Annotated in this window: 15 protein-coding genes; 9 read left to right on the top strand and 6 right to left on the bottom strand. The window is 62.4% G+C overall.

Annotation, left to right across the window (positions count from 1 at the left end; all coding sequences use genetic code 11):
- Window positions 1-5: 5 nt before the first annotated feature.
- Both MHM97_RS00075 and MHM97_RS00070 read right to left on the bottom strand, forming a co-directional pair.
- Window positions 6-2,258, bottom strand: coding sequence for a xanthine dehydrogenase family protein molybdopterin-binding subunit (locus MHM97_RS00075; protein WP_239318401.1), 2,253 nt, complete (start codon window positions 2,256-2,258; stop codon window positions 6-8).
- A 3-nt stretch (window positions 2,259-2,261) separates the two neighbouring features.
- Window positions 2,262-2,720 (bottom strand): (2Fe-2S)-binding protein, encoded by a 459-nt coding sequence (locus MHM97_RS00070; RefSeq protein ID WP_239318400.1) that lies wholly within the window; start codon window positions 2,718-2,720, stop codon window positions 2,262-2,264.
- A gap of 351 nt (window positions 2,721-3,071) precedes the next feature.
- On the opposite strand from MHM97_RS00070, the gene MHM97_RS00065 reads away from it, so the two are divergent.
- From MHM97_RS00065 to fdhD, 3 genes are read left to right on the top strand one after another with little or no spacing between them, the layout of a single operon-like run.
- Entirely contained in the window at window positions 3,072-5,375 is a 2,304-nt protein-coding gene (locus tag MHM97_RS00065) for an FdhF/YdeP family oxidoreductase (RefSeq protein ID WP_239318398.1), read from the top strand.
- Window positions 5,372-5,707, top strand: coding sequence for a hypothetical protein (locus MHM97_RS00060; RefSeq protein ID WP_239318396.1), 336 nt, complete (start codon window positions 5,372-5,374; stop codon window positions 5,705-5,707). Before MHM97_RS00065 ends, MHM97_RS00060 begins: the two co-directional genes overlap by 4 nt.
- Window positions 5,704-6,537: a formate dehydrogenase accessory sulfurtransferase FdhD gene (fdhD, locus tag MHM97_RS00055; RefSeq protein WP_239318394.1), complete on the top strand. Its 834-nt coding sequence runs from the start codon at window positions 5,704-5,706 to the stop codon at window positions 6,535-6,537. Before MHM97_RS00060 ends, fdhD begins: the two co-directional genes overlap by 4 nt.
- Before the next feature lie 67 nt (window positions 6,538-6,604).
- On the opposite strand, the gene nagA is transcribed toward fdhD, so the two are convergent.
- The 4 genes from nagA to MHM97_RS00035 all read right to left on the bottom strand — a co-directional run bounded on the left by nagA (window position 6,605) and on the right by MHM97_RS00035 (window position 10,476).
- On the bottom strand, window positions 6,605-7,747 hold the full coding sequence (nagA, locus tag MHM97_RS00050; protein ID WP_239318392.1) for an N-acetylglucosamine-6-phosphate deacetylase: 1,143 nt from the start codon (window positions 7,745-7,747) through the stop codon (window positions 6,605-6,607).
- Window positions 7,744-8,772 (bottom strand): SIS domain-containing protein, encoded by a 1,029-nt coding sequence (locus tag MHM97_RS00045; protein ID WP_239318390.1) that lies wholly within the window; start codon window positions 8,770-8,772, stop codon window positions 7,744-7,746. Before MHM97_RS00045 ends, nagA begins: the two co-directional genes overlap by 4 nt.
- A gap of 74 nt (window positions 8,773-8,846) precedes the next feature.
- A complete protein-coding gene (locus tag MHM97_RS00040; protein WP_239318389.1) occupies window positions 8,847-9,602 on the bottom strand; it encodes a GntR family transcriptional regulator in 756 nt (251 codons plus the stop codon).
- A complete protein-coding gene (locus MHM97_RS00035; protein ID WP_239318388.1) occupies window positions 9,589-10,476 on the bottom strand; it encodes a BadF/BadG/BcrA/BcrD ATPase family protein in 888 nt (295 codons plus the stop codon). The genes MHM97_RS00040 and MHM97_RS00035 overlap by 14 nt, the downstream gene beginning before the upstream one ends.
- A 191-nt stretch (window positions 10,477-10,667) precedes the next feature.
- Here MHM97_RS00035 and MHM97_RS00030 point away from each other — a divergent pair, with 191 nt between their 5' ends.
- The 6 genes from MHM97_RS00030 to MHM97_RS00005 all read left to right on the top strand — a co-directional run bounded on the left by MHM97_RS00030 (window position 10,668) and on the right by MHM97_RS00005 (window position 16,890).
- Window positions 10,668-11,558: an N-acetylmuramic acid 6-phosphate etherase gene (locus tag MHM97_RS00030; protein WP_239318384.1), complete on the top strand. Its 891-nt coding sequence runs from the start codon at window positions 10,668-10,670 to the stop codon at window positions 11,556-11,558.
- Window positions 11,559-11,598: 40 nt separating this feature from the next.
- On the top strand, window positions 11,599-12,852 hold the full coding sequence (locus MHM97_RS00025) for an ABC transporter substrate-binding protein (protein WP_239318382.1): 1,254 nt from the start codon (window positions 11,599-11,601) through the stop codon (window positions 12,850-12,852).
- Between the two features lie 84 nt (window positions 12,853-12,936).
- The gene (locus tag MHM97_RS00020) at window positions 12,937-13,851 is read left to right on the top strand and encodes a carbohydrate ABC transporter permease (protein WP_009176119.1); all 915 of its coding nucleotides are present in this window, start codon (window positions 12,937-12,939) and stop codon (window positions 13,849-13,851) included.
- A 12-nt stretch (window positions 13,852-13,863) separates the two neighbouring features.
- Window positions 13,864-14,703: a carbohydrate ABC transporter permease gene (locus tag MHM97_RS00015; RefSeq protein ID WP_009175934.1), complete on the top strand. Its 840-nt coding sequence runs from the start codon at window positions 13,864-13,866 to the stop codon at window positions 14,701-14,703.
- A gap of 160 nt (window positions 14,704-14,863) precedes the next feature.
- Window positions 14,864-15,898 (top strand): Gfo/Idh/MocA family protein, encoded by a 1,035-nt coding sequence (locus MHM97_RS00010; protein WP_239318381.1) that lies wholly within the window; start codon window positions 14,864-14,866, stop codon window positions 15,896-15,898.
- Window positions 15,895-16,890, top strand: coding sequence for an ABC transporter ATP-binding protein (locus MHM97_RS00005; RefSeq protein WP_239318380.1), 996 nt, complete (start codon window positions 15,895-15,897; stop codon window positions 16,888-16,890). The genes MHM97_RS00010 and MHM97_RS00005 overlap by 4 nt, the downstream gene beginning before the upstream one ends.
- Window positions 16,891-17,178 lie beyond the last annotated feature (288 nt).

Genomic DNA, 17,178 nt, shown 5'->3' with positions numbered 1-17,178 from the left:
CCTCCTCAGACGAAATCGATATGTTTGTTCAGCGGCAATTCGCGGATGCGTTGCCCGGTGGCGGCAAAGATCGCATTGGCCAGCGCCGGGGCGGCAGGCGGCACAGCCGGCTCGCCCACACCCCGGATGCGGCTGCCGTTGCTCAGCGCGCGCACCTCAATCTGCGGGGCCTGATAGAGCCGCATCCCCTCGTAGGCGTGACAGTTGGTCTCTAGCGGGGCGTGATCCTCGTAGGTCAGCGCGCAGTTCATCGCGTGCCCCAGTCCAAAGATCACCCCGCCAAAGACCTGCGCCTCCAGGTTTGTGGGATCAAGCACCTCGCCCACATCCACCGCCACATAGACCTGATCGATGCGAATGCCCGCCTCCGTCTGCGTGACCTCGATGACTTGTGCGCAGGGCACCCCAAAGGACATGCAGAACCCTACGCCACGTCCGCGCCCCTCACCGATCGAGGGACCATCCCAGCCCGACATCTCGCCCACGGCCTCCAGCACCTTGCGCGCAGGCTCATGCAGACACAGGCGGATGCGTTCGGCCAGCGGATCGGCCCCGGCGGCATGGATCAGCTCATCAAGGAAGCAATCGTGGTAAAACCCGTTGCCCGACGCCCCGACCGACCGCCAGGACGACACCGGCACCATGCTTGGCGCGCGATAACCGGTGACACGATAGTCGGGAATAGCAAACGGCTGATCCCACGACCCGGTAGTGATCGTCGCATCGGGGCCCGGCAGACTCATTCCGCTCAGTCGGCCGAACCACTCCGGCGCCATGGCCGACTGGCTGACCGAAAGATCAAAGGCCACCACCTTGCCATCTGCAACCTGACCGCGCCCTGCGGCAACCGAGGCCGGGCGCGGGTAGTCGTGGCTCATGTCCTCTTCGCGGCTCCATGTAAGTTTCAGATGCCGACCCGGCACCGTCAGCGCCAGCTCCACCGCCTGCTCCACATGGGTCATCTCCAGCCGGTGACCAAAGCTGCCGCCCATGGGCAGCACATAGACCTTCACGGCCTCTGGATCGACGCCCGCAATGGTGGCGGCGCGGTCGCGGATGAACAGCGGGATCTGGGTGCCGGTCCAGATTTCCACCTGCCCGTCGAGCACCCGCACCACCGCGTTCATCGGCTCCATCGGCGCATGGGCGAGGTAGGGAATGCGATAGCGCGCGTCGATGACCTCACCCGCCTCTAGTGCGGCGTCCACATCGCCCTCATCGCGCTGGCGGTGGTCGTAGCTGTCGGGATCGCCCAGCGCCTGTTCAAGCGCGGCGAATATCCCGTCCGAGGTGCCGGGATAGTCCGGCGCGCTCCACGCGATCTCTAGCGCCTCTGCCGCCTGAAACGCACGCCAGGTGTTGTTGGCAATCACACCGACACCGTTGCTGACAGGCAGGATTTTCTCCACCCCGCGCATCCCCTCTGCCGCCGAGGCATCAACACGCGCGCCCGCAGTGCCAACGGCAGGGTTGGCACGCACGGTGGCATGCAACATGTCCTGAAATTCCATGTCGATGCCGTAGACCTCAGTGCCGGTGCATTTACGCAGCATATCCAGACGCGGCAGATCCGGCTTGCCCAGATAGCGCCACGCAGAGGCGGGGCGCAGGGTGACATCCGTGACCGGGTCAATCTCTGCCGCCTCTGCCGCCAGATCCGTGTAGGCGATGGACGTGCCATCCGGCAGGATCACCGCGCCATTCTCGGTCCGCAGATCCCCACGCGCCACGCCAACCCGACGGGCCGCCGCCTCTTTCAGGGTTTCGCGCGCCGTCGCCCCCGCCAGACGCATCCGGTCAAACCCATCCGGCACAGTGGACGACCCGCCGGTCATCTGGATCGAGAGCAGCTTGGCCGGGACCGACATGAAGTCACGCAGGGTGTCGGCCACAAATCCTTCCTTGTAGGCTGGGATCGGCACGCCCTCGCCCAGCACCGTGGCGTTGTAATAGGCCTGCCCCGGCATCCCCGGGGTGATCGTCGCGGTGGCAGGGTCGATGTCCAGCTCTTCGGCGATCAGGTAGGCTTGGATGGAGTAAGCCCCCTGCCCTTTGTCCGCACGCGGCGTGATCAGGGTGATGCCATTGGCGTCGATCTTCACAAAGGGCGTGATCGCCGCCTCACCGTCCTTGAGATCATCAAGCAGTGGATTGGGGATCGGCTTTTTCGCCATATAAACGCCAAAGGCCACGCCCCCGGCAATCGCGGCGGACCCAATCAGGAATGTACGGCGGGCAATTTTTCCGACACGGCTCATGGCTCAGGCCTCGCTCAATTTCTGCGCAGCGTCATGGATCGCGGCCCGGATACGGGGATAGGTGCCGCAGCGGCAGAGGTTCCCCGACATCACCGCATCAATCTCTTCATCCGAAGGCGCTGGGTTCAGATCGAGCAAAGCTGCCGCCTGCATGATCTGGCCCGATTGGCAGTAACCGCACTGCGCCACCTGATGCGCCACCCATGCGGCCTGTACCGCATGCAGGCTCTCGGGCGTACCCAGCCCCTCGATGGTCGTGACCTCGCCCTCCAGATCGCCAACCGGCAACTGACACGAACGCACCGCCATCCCGTCCACATGCACCGTGCAGGCCCCGCATTGGGCGATGCCGCAGCCGTATTTCGGCCCCTTGATGTCCAACTCGTCCCGCAGCACCCACAACAGGGGCATCTCGGGCTCGACATCGACCTCATGCTCGGTTCCGTTGACGGTCAGCTTCATGATCTTTCTCCGTGGCAGCCGCTTAGGCCCCACCCTAAGGCAACCGGGGCGCGGAAACAGTGGCACATCGTGCCAATCCTCACGACCTGGCGTCACCCAGAGCAAGTGCCGTGTGATCCGCAATGCTTATCACGACTTCAAAAATTACGAATTCAAACGGCGTTTCAATACGTTGACAGAAATCCCGCGGCGCAGCATCTAAGGTGCGAACGATCCTCGCGCAGACAATCTCGGCGCGCGCACCACCAATGACCCTCCCACTGCTCCGCCCGGCTCCGACGCGGATCGTGCAGCACATACGGTGCTGGCGACCGGCTCGGTGCGGCCAGAGCCTGTCACAAGGCCCCAGCCATGACCCACAATAACGGATCCGAAAAAGCACCTTCCGCAGCCGCCGGTGGCTGGGGCGCACTCAAGAGCGTCGGACGTCAGTTGATGGGCAGCGGTAAGCCCCTGTCCGGTGCGCGCACAATGCTGAAGGCCAACCAACCCGATGGGTTTGACTGCCCCGGCTGTGCGTGGGGCGACCCCGAACATGGCTCCTCCTTCGAGTTTTGCGAAAACGGGGTCAAGGCCGTCGCATGGGAAGCCACCCGTGACCGCGTGACGCCCGCATTCTTTGCCGAACACAGCGTGAGCGAGCTGCGTACATGGTCAGACTACGCGCTGGAAAAGCAGGGCCGCCTGACCCACCCCATGCGCTATGACGCCGACAGCGACCGCTATGTCGAGGTCACATGGGACGACGCTTTTGCCGGGATCGCCGCGCGCCTCAATGCGCTCGATGATCCCAACCGGGCGGAGTTCTACACCTCCGGTCGCGCCAGCAACGAGGCGGCGTTTCTTTATCAGATGTTCGTGCGCCTTTATGGCACCAACAACTTCCCCGATTGCTCCAATATGTGCCACGAGGCCAGCGGCGTCGCCCTCACCGAGGCCATCGGCATCGGCAAGGGCACCGTGCTTTTGGAGGACTTCGAGAAGGCCGACGCGATCTTTGTGGTTGGTCAGAACCCCGGCACCAACCACCCGCGCATGCTGGCCGATCTGCGCGCCGCCACCCAACGCGGCGCACGCGTGGTGGTGTTCAACACCCTCAAGGAAAAGGGCCTGCACCGTTTTGCCGACCCGCAAAACAAGCTGGAAATGATCCGCGGCGGTTCCGAGGCAACCTCGACCGACTATTACCGCCCGCGCCTTGGCGGCGACATGGCGGTGTTTCGCGGCATGGCCAAAGTCGTTCTGGCCGCCGAGGAGGCGGCACAGGCCACTGGCCAGCCCGCAGTGCTGGATCACGCCTTCCTGAACGCGCACACCGAAGCGTTTGAGGCCTATCGCGACACGGTGAACGCCACCTCCTGGGACGAGATCGAAGACCAATCCGGCCTCAGCCGCGACCAGATCACAGAGGCGGCAGAGATCTATCTGGCCTCTGATCGCGTCATCACCACATGGGCGATGGGGATCACGCAGCACCGCCATTCGGTGCCGATGATCCGCGAGATTGCGAATTTCATGTTCCTGCGCGGCAATGTCGGACGTCCGGGCGCGGGTCTGTGCCCGGTGCGCGGCCATTCCAACGTGCAAGGCGACCGCACCGTCGGCATCAATGAAAAAGCCCCGGCAGCCCTTCTGGATGCGATGGAGCGCGAGCTGGGCGTGGCGATGCCGCGTGACCGTGGCCATAACGTCTTGCAGGCGATAGGCGCGATGCTGTCCGGCGACGCGCGCGCCTTTATCGCACTTGGCGGCAATTTCGCCCGCGCCACCCCCGACAGCGCGCTGATTGCACAAGCGATGCAGAACCTTGATCTGACGGTGAATATCGCCACCAAGCTCAACCACGGTCATTTGCTGCCGGGCACGCACAGCTACATCCTGCCCTGTCTGGGCCGCACCGAGATCGACAAGAACGCCGCAGGCGTGCGCCAGATCGTAACAGTCGAGGATTCCATGTCGATGGTGCATGGCTCCGGCGGGATCAACCCGCCCGCCGCCAAGACCCTGAAATCCGAGGTGCAGATCGTTGCTGGCATTGCCCGCGCCACACTTGGCAATACCACCGTGGACTGGGACGCGCTTGCACAAAACAACGACAAGATCCGCGACCTGATCGCCCGCGTGCTGCCGATCTTTGGCGATTTCAACGCGGCGGTGCGCAAACCGCGCGGTTTCCACCTGCGCAATGGCGCATCAGAGCGTGAATGGAATACCCCTGCCGGGCGCGCGACCTTCTCTGCCGATCCGCTGCCAGAGCAGACCGAATGGCAGAACCTGCGTGGTGAAAACCGGCGGTTTGTGCTGCAAACCTTCCGCTCGCACGATCAATACAACACCACCGTCTACGGCATGGATGACCGCTATCGCGGCGTCTACGGCGAACGCAACGTGGTCTTTATGCACCCCGATGACATCGCCGCACTGGATGCTGAGCCCGGTGATGTCATGGATGTGGTGGGCCTGCACGAGGATGACGTGGACCGCATCGCGCCGGGGTTCCGTCTGGTGGCCTATGACATCCCCAAGGGCTGTGTTGCGGGCTACTATCCAGAGCTTAACGTGCTGGTGCCGCATCAGGTCTTTGGCGATAAAAGCTTTACGCCTGCGTCCAAATCCGTGCCCGTCACCTTTCGCCCCAGCGAGACGTCCGCATGATGGCGCTCATTGAGGCACTGGTCGCCGATCACCCGGAGGCGCTCTCTCCTCTCGGGGCCGGTCTGATGACAGCGGCGCATCTGGGGATCGCGCATGACAGCCGCAGTTTTGCGCGCAAGTTCGGCCTTGCCCATGCGCTGGTGCTGCGTGAATGCACGCTTTTAGCCCATGACCACGATCTGCTGATGGTCGAGAGCCGCGGCGATAAATCCCAGCGCCTGTTCTACCAACTCAGCGATACCGGTCTCGCCACGGTGGAGCGGGCCTGTGATGATACTGAAAACAACGCCCACCTGAGCGCGGCAGGCTCAGCCAAGGAGTACGCCTCATGACCGCGCCGCTGCGCCATCCCACGGCCCCTGCGCATTTCACCGCGCATCGCCACGAAGGGCTGATCGTCTCGGCGGATGAGGTCGCGCCCCACAGCCGCGATCTGGCCGAGGAAACGCCAGTTGCCATGGTGTTTGACGGCTCCAGCGCCGCCGTGATGATGGCCAGCCCCTCCGACATTGAGGATTTTGCCTTTGGCTTTGCCCGCACCGAAGGGTTCATCACCGGCTTTGACGATGTGCGCGAGTTTGAACAGGTCGCGCATGACAGTGGCATTGAGGCGCGGTTCTGGCTGCGCGAGGATCGCGGTGCCGCGATTGCCAGCCGCCGCCGTGCCATGGCCGGTCCCATTGGCTGTGGTCTGTGCGGCATCGACAGTCTGGAACAAGCGCTGCGCCATCCGCGTGATGTGTCGGATGTGGCGCTGCGGTTTCGGGCTGCTGCGATTGCCGCCGCGCCCAGTGACCTCGCCCGCCACCAGCCCTTGCACGATCAATGCCGCGCGATACATGCGGCAGGATTTCTCTGCCCGGATCATGGCCTGATTGCAGTGCGCGAGGATGTGGGGCGTCACAATGCGCTCGACAAACTCATCGGCGCGCTGCTGCGACAAGGGCTCGACCCGGCCAGCGGTGCCTTTGTGATGACCTCGCGGATCTCGGTGGATCTGGTGCAAAAGGCGGCAGAAGTGGGGTCGGGCATGATTATCGCCGTCTCCGCACCGACCTCGCATGCGGTGCGGCTGGCAGATCGCGCAGGCATGACCCTTGCCGCGTCAACACGCGGTGGGCGCTTTGCCCTCTATACGCATCCGCACCGGGTCGTCGCATAACCGGGTGATTGCAAAGGGGTGGCACAGGCGCAGACCCATGCGCCCGGCCATGCACTTTGGCAAACCTTTAGCCAATCACGGGTGACGCCGCGCTCAGATCGGATTTGATGCGGATCATATCCGTCAACATCTGCCCCGGCAGCTTCAGATCCACCGGCGCATCAATCAGCGCCGCCGGGATCGAGGTCGCCGCCTCCAGCGCCTCATCCAGGGACACACCGCATTGGCTGGTCAGCACCCTGAGCGCCGTGGTCAGATCCAGATCCGCCCCGGCCAAGGTGCCATCAGACAAGCACAACCGCCCTTCGCTGCGGGTAATCCGGCGCCCTTCCAGACGGAACTCGCTATCCGCCGTGCCCGCAACCGCCATGGCGTCAGACACAAGGAAAATCCGCCCCGGCCCGCGCCGTTTGGCCAGCCAGGCCGCGCGAAGGCTGGCGGGATGCACATGGATGCCATCGGCAATCAATCCCGCCGACAGCTCTGCGGTGTCCAGCACCGCCCCCACCAGACCCGGCGCGCGATTTCCCAACTGGCTCATGGCGTTGAACAAATGGGTCGCACAACCCGCACCCGCCTTGGCATAGGCGACACAGGTGTCAAAGGGCGCATCCGTATGGCCAAGCGAGACCAGAACGCCCGCCTCCACCATCCGCGTCACCTGCTCAGGCGTGACATTCTCCGGTGCAATCGTGACCTTGAGCTTGGGCAGCAGGGCCGCCGCCTCGCAGATCGCGCTCAGGTCGCTCTCCTCCATCGGACGGATCAAGGCTGCATCATGCGCCCCCTTGCGCGCGACCGACAGATGCGGCCCTTCCAGATGCAAGCCGCCAAAGCCACGCACCCCGGCCTCATGGGCATCAATCCCGGCCTTCAGCGTCGCGCGGGTCTTCTCGGCGGTATCCGTGATCAGCGTTGGCAGGATCGTGGTCGCCCCCAGACTGCGATGCGCATCGCAAATTGTCGCAATCGTCTCGACGTTCGGCGCATCGCCCAACATCACACCACCGCCGCCATTCACCTGCAAATCGACATAGCCGGGCGACAGGATATCGCCGCCCAGATCCACCACGTCACCGCGCTCGCCCAACTCCGTCAGCGGCACCATCTTCGCGAGCTGACCTGCGCGAAACTGTGCTGCATAGCCTTGCCGCAGGCGTTTGCCGTCAAAGATCGGCCCGCCCAGAAAGGTAATCAGCCGTTGCATCATACGGTTTCCGTAACCTTGTTGAGGTGGCGCGGTGCATCCGGGTTCACGCCGCGACGCGCAGCCACGGCTTCGACCATGCCGTAAAACGACACGATCGACGAAATCGGATCGGTGATCCAGTGATCGGTGCGCACATGCGGCAGAACGTCTGCGCCTTTGGCCTTATCCGTGGTGGCAAAGACACGCGCGCCCTTATCCGCGAGCGCCTGCACCATATCGCCAACGCTTTCCTCGGCGGCGTCAGCCGCGGCAAAGGCGATCACCGGGAAATTTTCACCCACGATCGACACCGGACCATGCAGCACCTCCGCCGCGGAATAGCTCTCGGCGTGGATCTGGCAGGTTTCCTTGAACTTCAGCGCCGCCTCGTTGGAGATCGCCCAGCTTGGCCCACGCCCCAGCGTATACAGCGACTGACCGTCGATGGCCTCAACCGCCGCGCTCCAATCGCAATCCTTTGCCTTGGCCAAATGTCCGGGCAGTTTGCGGATCGCATCCAACAGCTCTGCGTCCTGTTTGATTTCAGCCAGCAACCAAAGCCCCGCCACCAGCGAGGTGACAAACGTCTTGGTGGCCGCAACACTCAGCTCGGGGCCCGCGTGGATGGGCAGCACCGCCGCCGAGGCCTCCGCCAGTGGCGAGGTCGCATCATTGGTGATCGCAACCGTATAGGCCCCCTTATCGCGGAAGGCGGAAGTCAGTTGCACGATGTCCGGGCTTTTGCCCGACTGCGACACCGAAATACTCAGCGCGCCCGCACAGTTCAGATCAACCCCGTAGATGGATTTCACCGACGGCCCCACCGACGCCATCGGCAGGCCCAAGAGCAACTCGCTGGCGTATTTCAGATAGGTCGAGGCGTGATCCGAGGAGCCGCGCGCCACCGACAACAGATAGCTCGGGGCGAGGTCACGGATTTCAGCGGCGGTGGCCGTCACCGCGCCCGCGCCTTCGCTCAGAAGACGCTCGACCGCGTCGGGGATTTCGTTGATTTCACGGCGCATCTGCGTTTGAGGAGCGTTCATGGTTCAAAACCTTTCACTGGGCAGATCAGTCATTGAGGGAAAGTAGGAGTAAGGCAGGTCGCAACGGCTGAGGCTCAGCCCGACAGTTGCAACTCCGCGACGAAGTCATAGGCGTCACCGCGATAAAGCGAGCGCGTCAGTTCCGCGACCCGGCCATCTTCGAGGAAAGACAGACGTTGAATGCGCAGCCCGGCGGTGCCTTCGGCCACGTTCAGCAGCTTGGCTTCCGTCGATTCCAGATTGATGGCAGAGATTTTCTGGATCGCGCGCACCGGGCGGTGGCCGATCAGACCAAGCGTTGCATAAAGCGAGGTGGTCACCTCCAGCGGGTTCGGCAGAATACTGAGCGGCAAAGCCGCGCGCTCCAGCGCCATGGGCTGACCGCCCGCTTCCCGCAGACGATAGATCCGGGCCACCGAGTCCTCAGCGCCCAGCCCCAACACAGAGACCTCTTCTTCGGTGGGCAGGAAGACGCCACGCTCCAGCCATTTGGAGGTGGTCTCCAACCCGCGTTGCTGCATATCTTCGGTAAAGGACGTCAGATGACGCAGCGATTGTTCAACCCGCGCGGTGCTCTCGCGTACAAAAGACCCAGACCCCTGTCGCTGTTCGATCGCCCCCTGCTGCACCAGCTCATGCATGGCCTTGCGCACGGTGACGCGCGAAAGATCGGTGATTTCGGCAATCTCGCGCTCGGGTGGCAAGGAGCTGTTGGGGGGCAGCACACCGGACTGGATGGCCTCTTCGAGGCGGCGGCGCAGCTGCACATAGCGCGGTCCTGCGCCCTGATCGAACCAGATGTCGGGTTTCAGGAATTCAGTGATGGTCATCCCGCACCTCCCGTGCGAACTCATGCGCCAGCGTAATCGCCCCGTCGAGCGGCGTGCCCCGTGGCGCGATGCAGGCCTCCTGCATGGCCGGTGGCAGATAGGGCAGGAACTGCGGCGCAATCCCGCCGGTCAGGCACAGCGGCAATCCGGCTCTCCACCCCATCTTATGTAGCGTCGTGGCGATCTCATGCGCGGCATCCGTCAGGATCTCTACCGCCAGCGGGTCGCCCTTGGCGGCAAAGGCGGTGACATCCGGGGCCACCCGGCCAAAATCCGCAGGCCGCGCCTTGACCGCAAAGGCGACAATCTCTGCCGAGCCGCCAAACCGCTCCAGAAGCTGCGCCCCCAGTTCCGAGGGCTCGCGCAGGCGATCCACTTCCTCAAGCGTGCAGGCCAGCGCGCGTCGTCCCACCCACTGCGCCGACGCCGGATCGCCAAGCACCGATCCCCAGCCCCCCGCGAATCGGCTTTGCCCTTCGATCTGCGCGGCAAAGAACGACCCGGTGCCACAATGAGCAATGAGGCCATCACTGCCGCCCAATGCGCCGCTCAATGCAGTGGGGCGATCATCGGTCACGCGCACCAGCTGAAAGGGCAGCGCCTCCGAGAACCGCGCGGCGATCTGCGCGCCTGTCACCCCGGCAATTCCGATATAAACCGGGCACATGGCCAGCGCCGCAGCACTCTGGCCCGTCGCCTCAGCCAGTTGATCAAGACCGTCGCGCACCTGCGCCACAGCCCCCGCCATATCGGTGGAAATATTCGCCGAGCCGGTCTCTACCGTGACCACCGAATCCCCATCGGATAGCGCCAGCCGACACCGCGTACCGCCACCATCGAGAGCCAGAACAGAGGTTTTCAATGTGTCCGTCATGAAAATACCAATACGATACCAAGGCGGTCTTTGAAAGATGAAATCAGTACCAAATTTGCGGGTAGGGCCGTAAATATCGGCAAGATCGGGATTTTTACGTGATGAATTCAAACCTTTGAACCCAACTGGAACGCAAAGGTAGACAAAAGGTATCAAATGGGTATTGTTGGTTCAAATCTGGAGGGAATCACGTGTCGACCGCTGCCACGGAACAATTGCACGAAAACGCCAAAGATCTGGACGCCCGCCCATTGGCTGAGGTGGCAGAGATTTTGGCCCATGCGCAACACGATGCGTCTCAATCCCCTCTTGCCGCGACAAAAGCCATTTGCGCCGGAGCTTCGGCCATGGCGCGGGCCATCCGCGCGGGCGGCACATTGCATTACGCCGCCGCCGGATCTTCGGGGCTGATGGCCGCAGCTGACGCCCTTGAACTGGGCGGCACGTTTTCGATCCCCGCGGCGCAACTGCGCATCCATATGGCTGGTGGCATGCCCACCGGGGTCGAGATGCCAGGTGGCACCGAGGACGAAACCGCAGAGCTGGAACGCGCCCTCGCAGAGATCGGCCCGGATGATGTGCTGATTGGCGTCTCTGCCAGCGGCACCACACCTTATACGGTTGCAGGCGCAAAGCTCGCAAAGACGCGCGGCGCCTGCGTCATCGGCATCGCCAACAACGCCGGGTCGGCACTGCTGGACATCGCCGATCACGCGGTCCTGCTGCAAACCCCACCGGAAGTGATCTCCGGCTCCACCCGCATGGGGGCCGGCACCGCTCAGAAGATCGCGCTCAATATGCTGTCGACCCTGATGGCGGTCGATCTTGGCCATGTCCACGACGGCATGATGATCAACCTGCGCGCAGACAATATCAAACTGCGTATCCGCGCCCGCCAGATCGTGACCCGCATCACCGGTGCCACCGACGACACCGCCAATGCCGCCATCGAGGCCGCAGGCGGCAATGTGAAATGCGCCATCCTGATTGCGGCTGGCGCAACAGACCTCGCGGACGCCAACGCGCGTCTGGAGACGACAGGCGGCAAGCTGCGCCCAGCGCTCTCATCGCTCAACACATAAGAAAAACAACAATAAATCCATTCCAATAGGAGGAAGACCCATGAAAAGTAAGTTTATGTTGGCCGCGCTTGCGGGCACCGCTCTGGTTGCCACATCCGCTTTGGCCGAGGATGTCACCCTCACCGTCGAAAGCTGGCGCAACGACGACCTGACCCTGTGGCAGGACAAGATCATCCCCGCGTTTGAAGCGGCCCACCCCGGCATCAAGGTGAAATTCACCCCCAGCGCGCCGACCGAATATAACGCGGTTCTGAACTCCAAACTGGACGCGGGCTCCGCTGGTGATCTGATCACCTGCCGCCCGTTTGACGCCTCTCTTGCGCTCTATGAGGCGGGCCACCTTGCCGCGCTTGATGATATGGACGCGATGAGCAACTTCTCCGATGTTGCGAAATCCGCGTGGCAGACCGACGATGGCTCCGCGAGCTTCTGCGTGCCGATGGCCTCCGTGATCCACGGCTTCATCTACAACAAGGAAGCCTTTGAAGAGCTCGGCCTTGAGGTTCCCGAAACCGAAGACGAATTCTTTGCCGCGCTTGAGAAAATCAAGGAAGACGGCACTTATATCCCGATGGCGATGGGCACCAACGACCAGTGGGAAGCCGCCACCATGGGCTATAACAACATCGGCCCGAACTACTGGAAAGGCGAAGAAGGCCGCAAGGCGCTGATCGACGGCGAGCAGAAGCTGACCGACGAACAGTGGGTTGCGCCTTTCGAAACGCTCGCCAAATGGGCGGACTATCTGGGCGACGGCTACGAGGCGCAGACCTATCCCGACAGCCAGAACCTGTTCACACTGGGCCGCGCGGCGATCTATCCGGCAGGCAGCTGGGAAATCTCCGGTTTCAACACGCAGGCTGATTTCGAGATGGGGGCCTTCAAGGCTCCGGTCAAATCCGCAGGCGACACCTGCTACATCTCCGATCACACCGACATCGGGATCGGCATGAACGCCTCGACCGAGCATCCCGAAGCGGCCAAAGCGTTTCTGACATGGGTGGCCTCGCCCGAGTTTGCCGACATCTTCGGCAACGCGCTGCCGGGCTTCTTCCCGCTGTCCAATGCGCCGGTTGAACTGGACGACCCGCTTGCGAAGGAATTCGTCAGCTGGCGGGACGAGTGCGAAAGCACCATCCGCTCCACCTACCAGATCCTGTCGCGCGGCACGCCGAACCTCGAAAATGAGACTTGGGGTGCATCCGCCGCAGCGATCAAAGGCACCGAGACCCCCGAAGCTCTGGGCGCAAAGCTCCAGTCCGGTCTTGAGACCTGGTACGAACCGCAACAGTAAGTCCCCGAAACGACACGAAAACCACTGTTGTAACACTTCCGGACGCGCCAATCCGCGCGTCCGGGACCTGGACCGGAGGTTCCCATGCAAAAGCCCCGCATCCGCTGGCATATCGCCCTCTTTTTGGCCCCTGCCGTGCTGATCTACACCTCGGTTATGATCTTCCCCCTCTTCAATACGCTGCGCCTCGCCCTCTTTCAGGAGGTCGATCAGGAGCGCGTCTATGTGGGGCTGGAGAATTTCCGCACGCTCTTCTTTGATCCGATCTGGTCGGAGCAATTCTGGAACGCTCTGGGAAATAACTTCTGGTTCTTCCTCGTTCACATGCTGGTGCAGAACCCCATCGGGATCGCACTCGCAGCCCTGCTGAGCCACCCACGCCTGCGCTTTGCGGCACTCTATCGCTCCGCAATCTTCATCCCGACGATCCTGAGCTTTGTGATCGTGGGTTTTGCATGGAAGCTGATCCTGTCGCCAATCTGGGGCATTGCGCCTTCGATGCTGGATGCGGTCGGTCTGAAATCACTCTTTGCGCCATGGCTCGGCAAGGAAGAATACGCCCTCACCACGCTGGCGCTGATCTCCGTGTGGCAATTCGTCGGCATCCCGATGATGCTGATCTATGCCGCACTCCTGTCGATCCCCGAAGAAATGCTTGAGGCGGGCGAGATTGACGGCGTCACCGGCATGGCCGCCTTCTGGAAGATCAAACTGCCGCTGATCCTGCCCTCGATCGGGATCATCTCGATCCTGACCTTTGTGGGAAATTTCAACGCCTTCGACCTGATCTACGCCTCCCAAGGCGCGCTGGCGGGGCCTGATTTCTCCACCGACATCTTAGGCACCTTCATGTATCGGACGTTCTTTGGCTTCCAGCTGCAACTGGGCGATCCACATATGGGGTCCGCGATTGCAGGGGCGATGTTTGCGATCATCCTTGTGGGCGTCTGTCTTTATCTCTTCGGCATCCAGACCCGGATGCGCCGCTACCAGCTCTGACGGGAGGCACTCATGAGTTCCGCACGCTCCAACCCGATCAACACGGCTGCAATGCATGGCGCGCTGATCATCTACACCTTGATTGCGCTGTTTCCGGTCTTTGTGATCCTGATCAACAGCTTCAAGACCCGCAAAAAGATCTTCCGCGAACCGCTGGCCCTGCCGGATGCGGACAGCTTTTCTCTCGTGGGCTATCAAACGGTGATGAAACAGGGAGATTTCTTCCTCTACTTTCAGAACTCCTTCATTGTCACCGTCGGCTCGCTCACGCTGATCCTGCTGTTTGGCGCCATGGCGGCCTTCGCGCTCAGCGAGTATCGCTTTCGCGGCAATATGCTGATGGGGCTCTATCTGGCGCTCGGGATCATGATCCCGATCCGCATCGGCACCGTGGCGATCCTTGAGATGATGGTCTCCACCGGGCTGGTGAACACGCTCTGGGCGCTGATCCTTGTCTACACGGCCCAAGGCCTGCCGCTCGCGGTCTTCATCCTGAATGAATTTATGCGACAGGTGAGCGACGATCTGAAAAACGCCGGGCGCATCGACGGGCTCAGCGAATTCACCATCTTCTTCAAGCTGGTTCTACCCTTGGTGCGGCCTGCGCTGGCCACCGTGGCGGTGTTCAACATGATCCCGATCTGGAACGACCTGTGGTTCCCGCTGATCCTCGCCCCGGCCGAGGAAACCAAGACGCTGACGCTTGGCAGTCAGGTGTTTATCGGCCAGTTCGTGACCGACTGGAACGCGGTTCTGTCGGCGCTGTCGATGGCGATCCTGCCGGTGCTGATCCTCTATGTGATCTTCTCCCGCCAGCTCATTCGCGGCATCACGTCGGGGGCGGTGAAATGATGGTTTCTCTCCTCACCACAGAAGGGCAGCGCCCGGTCGCGGGAGGGCGTGAAGCGCCCGCCCGGGGGGGCGGGTCATGCTGGAAGTATGCCTGCGGCACGGCGCTGACCGGGCCGCAAGCAACCCGGCCTGAAGGCCCAAACCGCAAAGGAGCCACATCATGACCCGTGTTCTGATCGCTGGCCTCGGCAACATGGGCCTCTCCCACGCCCTCGCGCATCACAAACAGGACAGCGCCGAGATTGTCGGCCTCGTCAATCGCTCGGGCCAGGTCGACCACCCCGATCTTCAGGGCTATCCCGTCTTCACCGACTTTCACGCGGCCCTCGAGGACACAAAACCGGATCTGGTGGTCGTCGCCACATACTCTGACAGCCACGCCGACTATGCCGTGGCCGCGATGGAGGCAGGCGCGCATGTGTTTGTCGAAAAACCCCTCGCCACCACGGTGAAGGACGCCCGCCGGGTGGTCGCCACCGCCGAGGCGACAAATCGCAAGCTCGTGGTAGGCTACATCCTGCGCCACCACCCCTCTTGGGTACGGCTCATTGAGGAATCCCGCGCACTTGGCGGACCTTACGTGTTCCGTATGAACCTCAACCAGCAAAGCAAGGGCGCAGAGTGGGACACCCACAAGGCGCTGATGCAGACCACCGCGCCCATCGTCGATTGCGGCGTGCATTACGTGGATGTCTGGTGCCAGATCACCGATGCAAAACCTGTTCAGGTCAACGCCATGGGCCTGCGCCTCTCGGACGAGATCGCGCACGAGATGTATAACTACGGCCAGTTTCAGGTCACGTTTGAGGATGGCTCTGTCGGCTGGTACGAGGCAGGCTGGGGGCCGATGATGTCGGAGACCGCCTTCTTCGTCAAAGATGTGATCTCTCCCAAAGGCTCGGTCTCAATCACCGAGGCCGACAAATCCGGCTCCTCGGATGTGGACGGCCATACCCGCGTCGGCGGGCTGCTGGTGCACCGCCCCGAGGGCGACCAGCTGATCGACCTGCCCGACGAACCCGGCCATCAGGACCTTTGCGACGCGGAGCAGGCCTATATGCTGCGCGCCATCCGTGAGGATCTCGACCTCTCCCGCCACGCACGAGACGCCGTCCAGTCGCTGGCCATCTGCCTCGCGGCGGATGAAAGCGTCCGCACCGGGACCCCTGTCAAACTGAAAGAGGTAACGCCATGACCGCGCTGACCCTGACCAATGTGAACAAATCCTTCGGCAATGTGCATGTCCTCAAGGACATCAACATCGAGGTGAACGAGGGCGAGTTCGTCGTCTTTGTCGGCCCGTCGGGCTGCGGTAAATCCACTCTCCTGCGCACCATCGCGGGACTTGAGGATGTGACCTCTGGCGAGGTCTGCATCGCAGGCAATGTGGTCAACCAGACCCCACCCTCCAAACGCGGCATCGCGATGGTGTTTCAATCCTACGCGCTCTATCCGCACCTCAATGTGCGGGGCAATATGTCCTTGGCGCTGAAACAGGCCAAGGAAAGCAAGGAAACCATCGAGGAACGCGTGGCCGAAGCCAGCCGCATGCTGAGCCTTGGCGATTATCTCGACCGCTTCCCGTCGGAACTCTCGGGCGGGCAACGCCAGCGCGTCGCCATTGGCCGCGCCATCGTGCGCCACCCCAAGCTGTTCTTGTTCGATGAGCCGCTGTCAAACCTCGATGCGGCGCTGCGGATGAACACCCGGCTGGAGATCGCCAATCTCCATGAACAACTGGGCGCAACGATGGTCTACGTCACCCACGACCAGACCGAAGCGATGACGCTTGCGGATAAAATCGTGGTGCTGCGCAATGGCCGTGTCGAACAGATCGGCTCTCCGATGGAGCTGTATAACAACCCGGCCAATCAGTTTGTGGCGGGCTTCCTTGGCTCTCCGGCGATGAACTTCCTGCCCGCAGAGTTGATCGAGCCGGGCAACGGCAACACGCTGGGTGTGCGCCCCGAGGACCTGACGCTGGATGACGCAGGCCCACTCCAGATCACCACCAAACATGTGGAGCATCTGGGCGGCGACACCAACGTCATTGCCGATTGCAACGGCCACCAGATCACCGTGCGCCTGTTCGGCCAGCACGCGATCCGTTCCGGCCAAAGCCTGAATCTGAGTATCTCGGCGGGCAAATCCTACCTCTTTGACAGCACCGGTGCACGGCTGTCCTGACCCGCCCCTCTGCGCGCCGACCCGGGCGCGCAGGGGCCGTGAGCGGCGATGATTTTTTTATTGTCTGACGCGTCAATAAAGCACTACTCCTAGCGCACAGCCACCCGGCGCTCGATTCGGCTTTCGCCCATCGACCCGGCGCACCGACGTGAGGGACAGTGCTTATGACATCGCCTAACATATTGATATTCATGGTTGACCAGTTGAACGGGACGCTGTTTCCGGATGGTCCGGCAGACTGGCTGCATGCGCCGAACATGAAGGCGCTGGCGGAGCGTTCGACCCGGT

Origin of the sequence: Epibacterium sp. Ofav1-8, assembly GCF_022348185.1 — a bacterium.
Taxonomy (GTDB): Bacteria; Pseudomonadota; Alphaproteobacteria; order Rhodobacterales; family Rhodobacteraceae; genus Epibacterium.
This window is presented reverse-complemented; position numbering and strand designations above follow the sequence as displayed.

Coding starts and splice junctions, on each gene's coding strand:
- MHM97_RS00075 (WP_239318401.1), bottom strand. CDS start 2,258: ATGAGCCGTGTCGGAAAAATTGCCCGCCGTACATTCCTGATTGGGTCC.
- MHM97_RS00070 (WP_239318400.1), bottom strand. CDS start 2,720: ATGAAGCTGACCGTCAACGGAACCGAGCATGAGGTCGATGTCGAGCCC.
- MHM97_RS00065 (WP_239318398.1), top strand. CDS start 3,072: ATGACCCACAATAACGGATCCGAAAAAGCACCTTCCGCAGCCGCCGGT.
- MHM97_RS00060 (WP_239318396.1), top strand. CDS start 5,372: ATGATGGCGCTCATTGAGGCACTGGTCGCCGATCACCCGGAGGCGCTC.
- fdhD (WP_239318394.1), top strand. CDS start 5,704: ATGACCGCGCCGCTGCGCCATCCCACGGCCCCTGCGCATTTCACCGCG.
- nagA (WP_239318392.1), bottom strand. CDS start 7,747: ATGATGCAACGGCTGATTACCTTTCTGGGCGGGCCGATCTTTGACGGC.
- MHM97_RS00045 (WP_239318390.1), bottom strand. CDS start 8,772: ATGAACGCTCCTCAAACGCAGATGCGCCGTGAAATCAACGAAATCCCC.
- MHM97_RS00040 (WP_239318389.1), bottom strand. CDS start 9,602: ATGACCATCACTGAATTCCTGAAACCCGACATCTGGTTCGATCAGGGC.
- MHM97_RS00035 (WP_239318388.1), bottom strand. CDS start 10,476: ATGACGGACACATTGAAAACCTCTGTTCTGGCTCTCGATGGTGGCGGT.
- MHM97_RS00025 (WP_239318382.1), top strand. CDS start 11,599: ATGAAAAGTAAGTTTATGTTGGCCGCGCTTGCGGGCACCGCTCTGGTT.
- MHM97_RS00020 (WP_009176119.1), top strand. CDS start 12,937: ATGCAAAAGCCCCGCATCCGCTGGCATATCGCCCTCTTTTTGGCCCCT.
- MHM97_RS00015 (WP_009175934.1), top strand. CDS start 13,864: ATGAGTTCCGCACGCTCCAACCCGATCAACACGGCTGCAATGCATGGC.
- MHM97_RS00010 (WP_239318381.1), top strand. CDS start 14,864: ATGACCCGTGTTCTGATCGCTGGCCTCGGCAACATGGGCCTCTCCCAC.
- MHM97_RS00005 (WP_239318380.1), top strand. CDS start 15,895: ATGACCGCGCTGACCCTGACCAATGTGAACAAATCCTTCGGCAATGTG.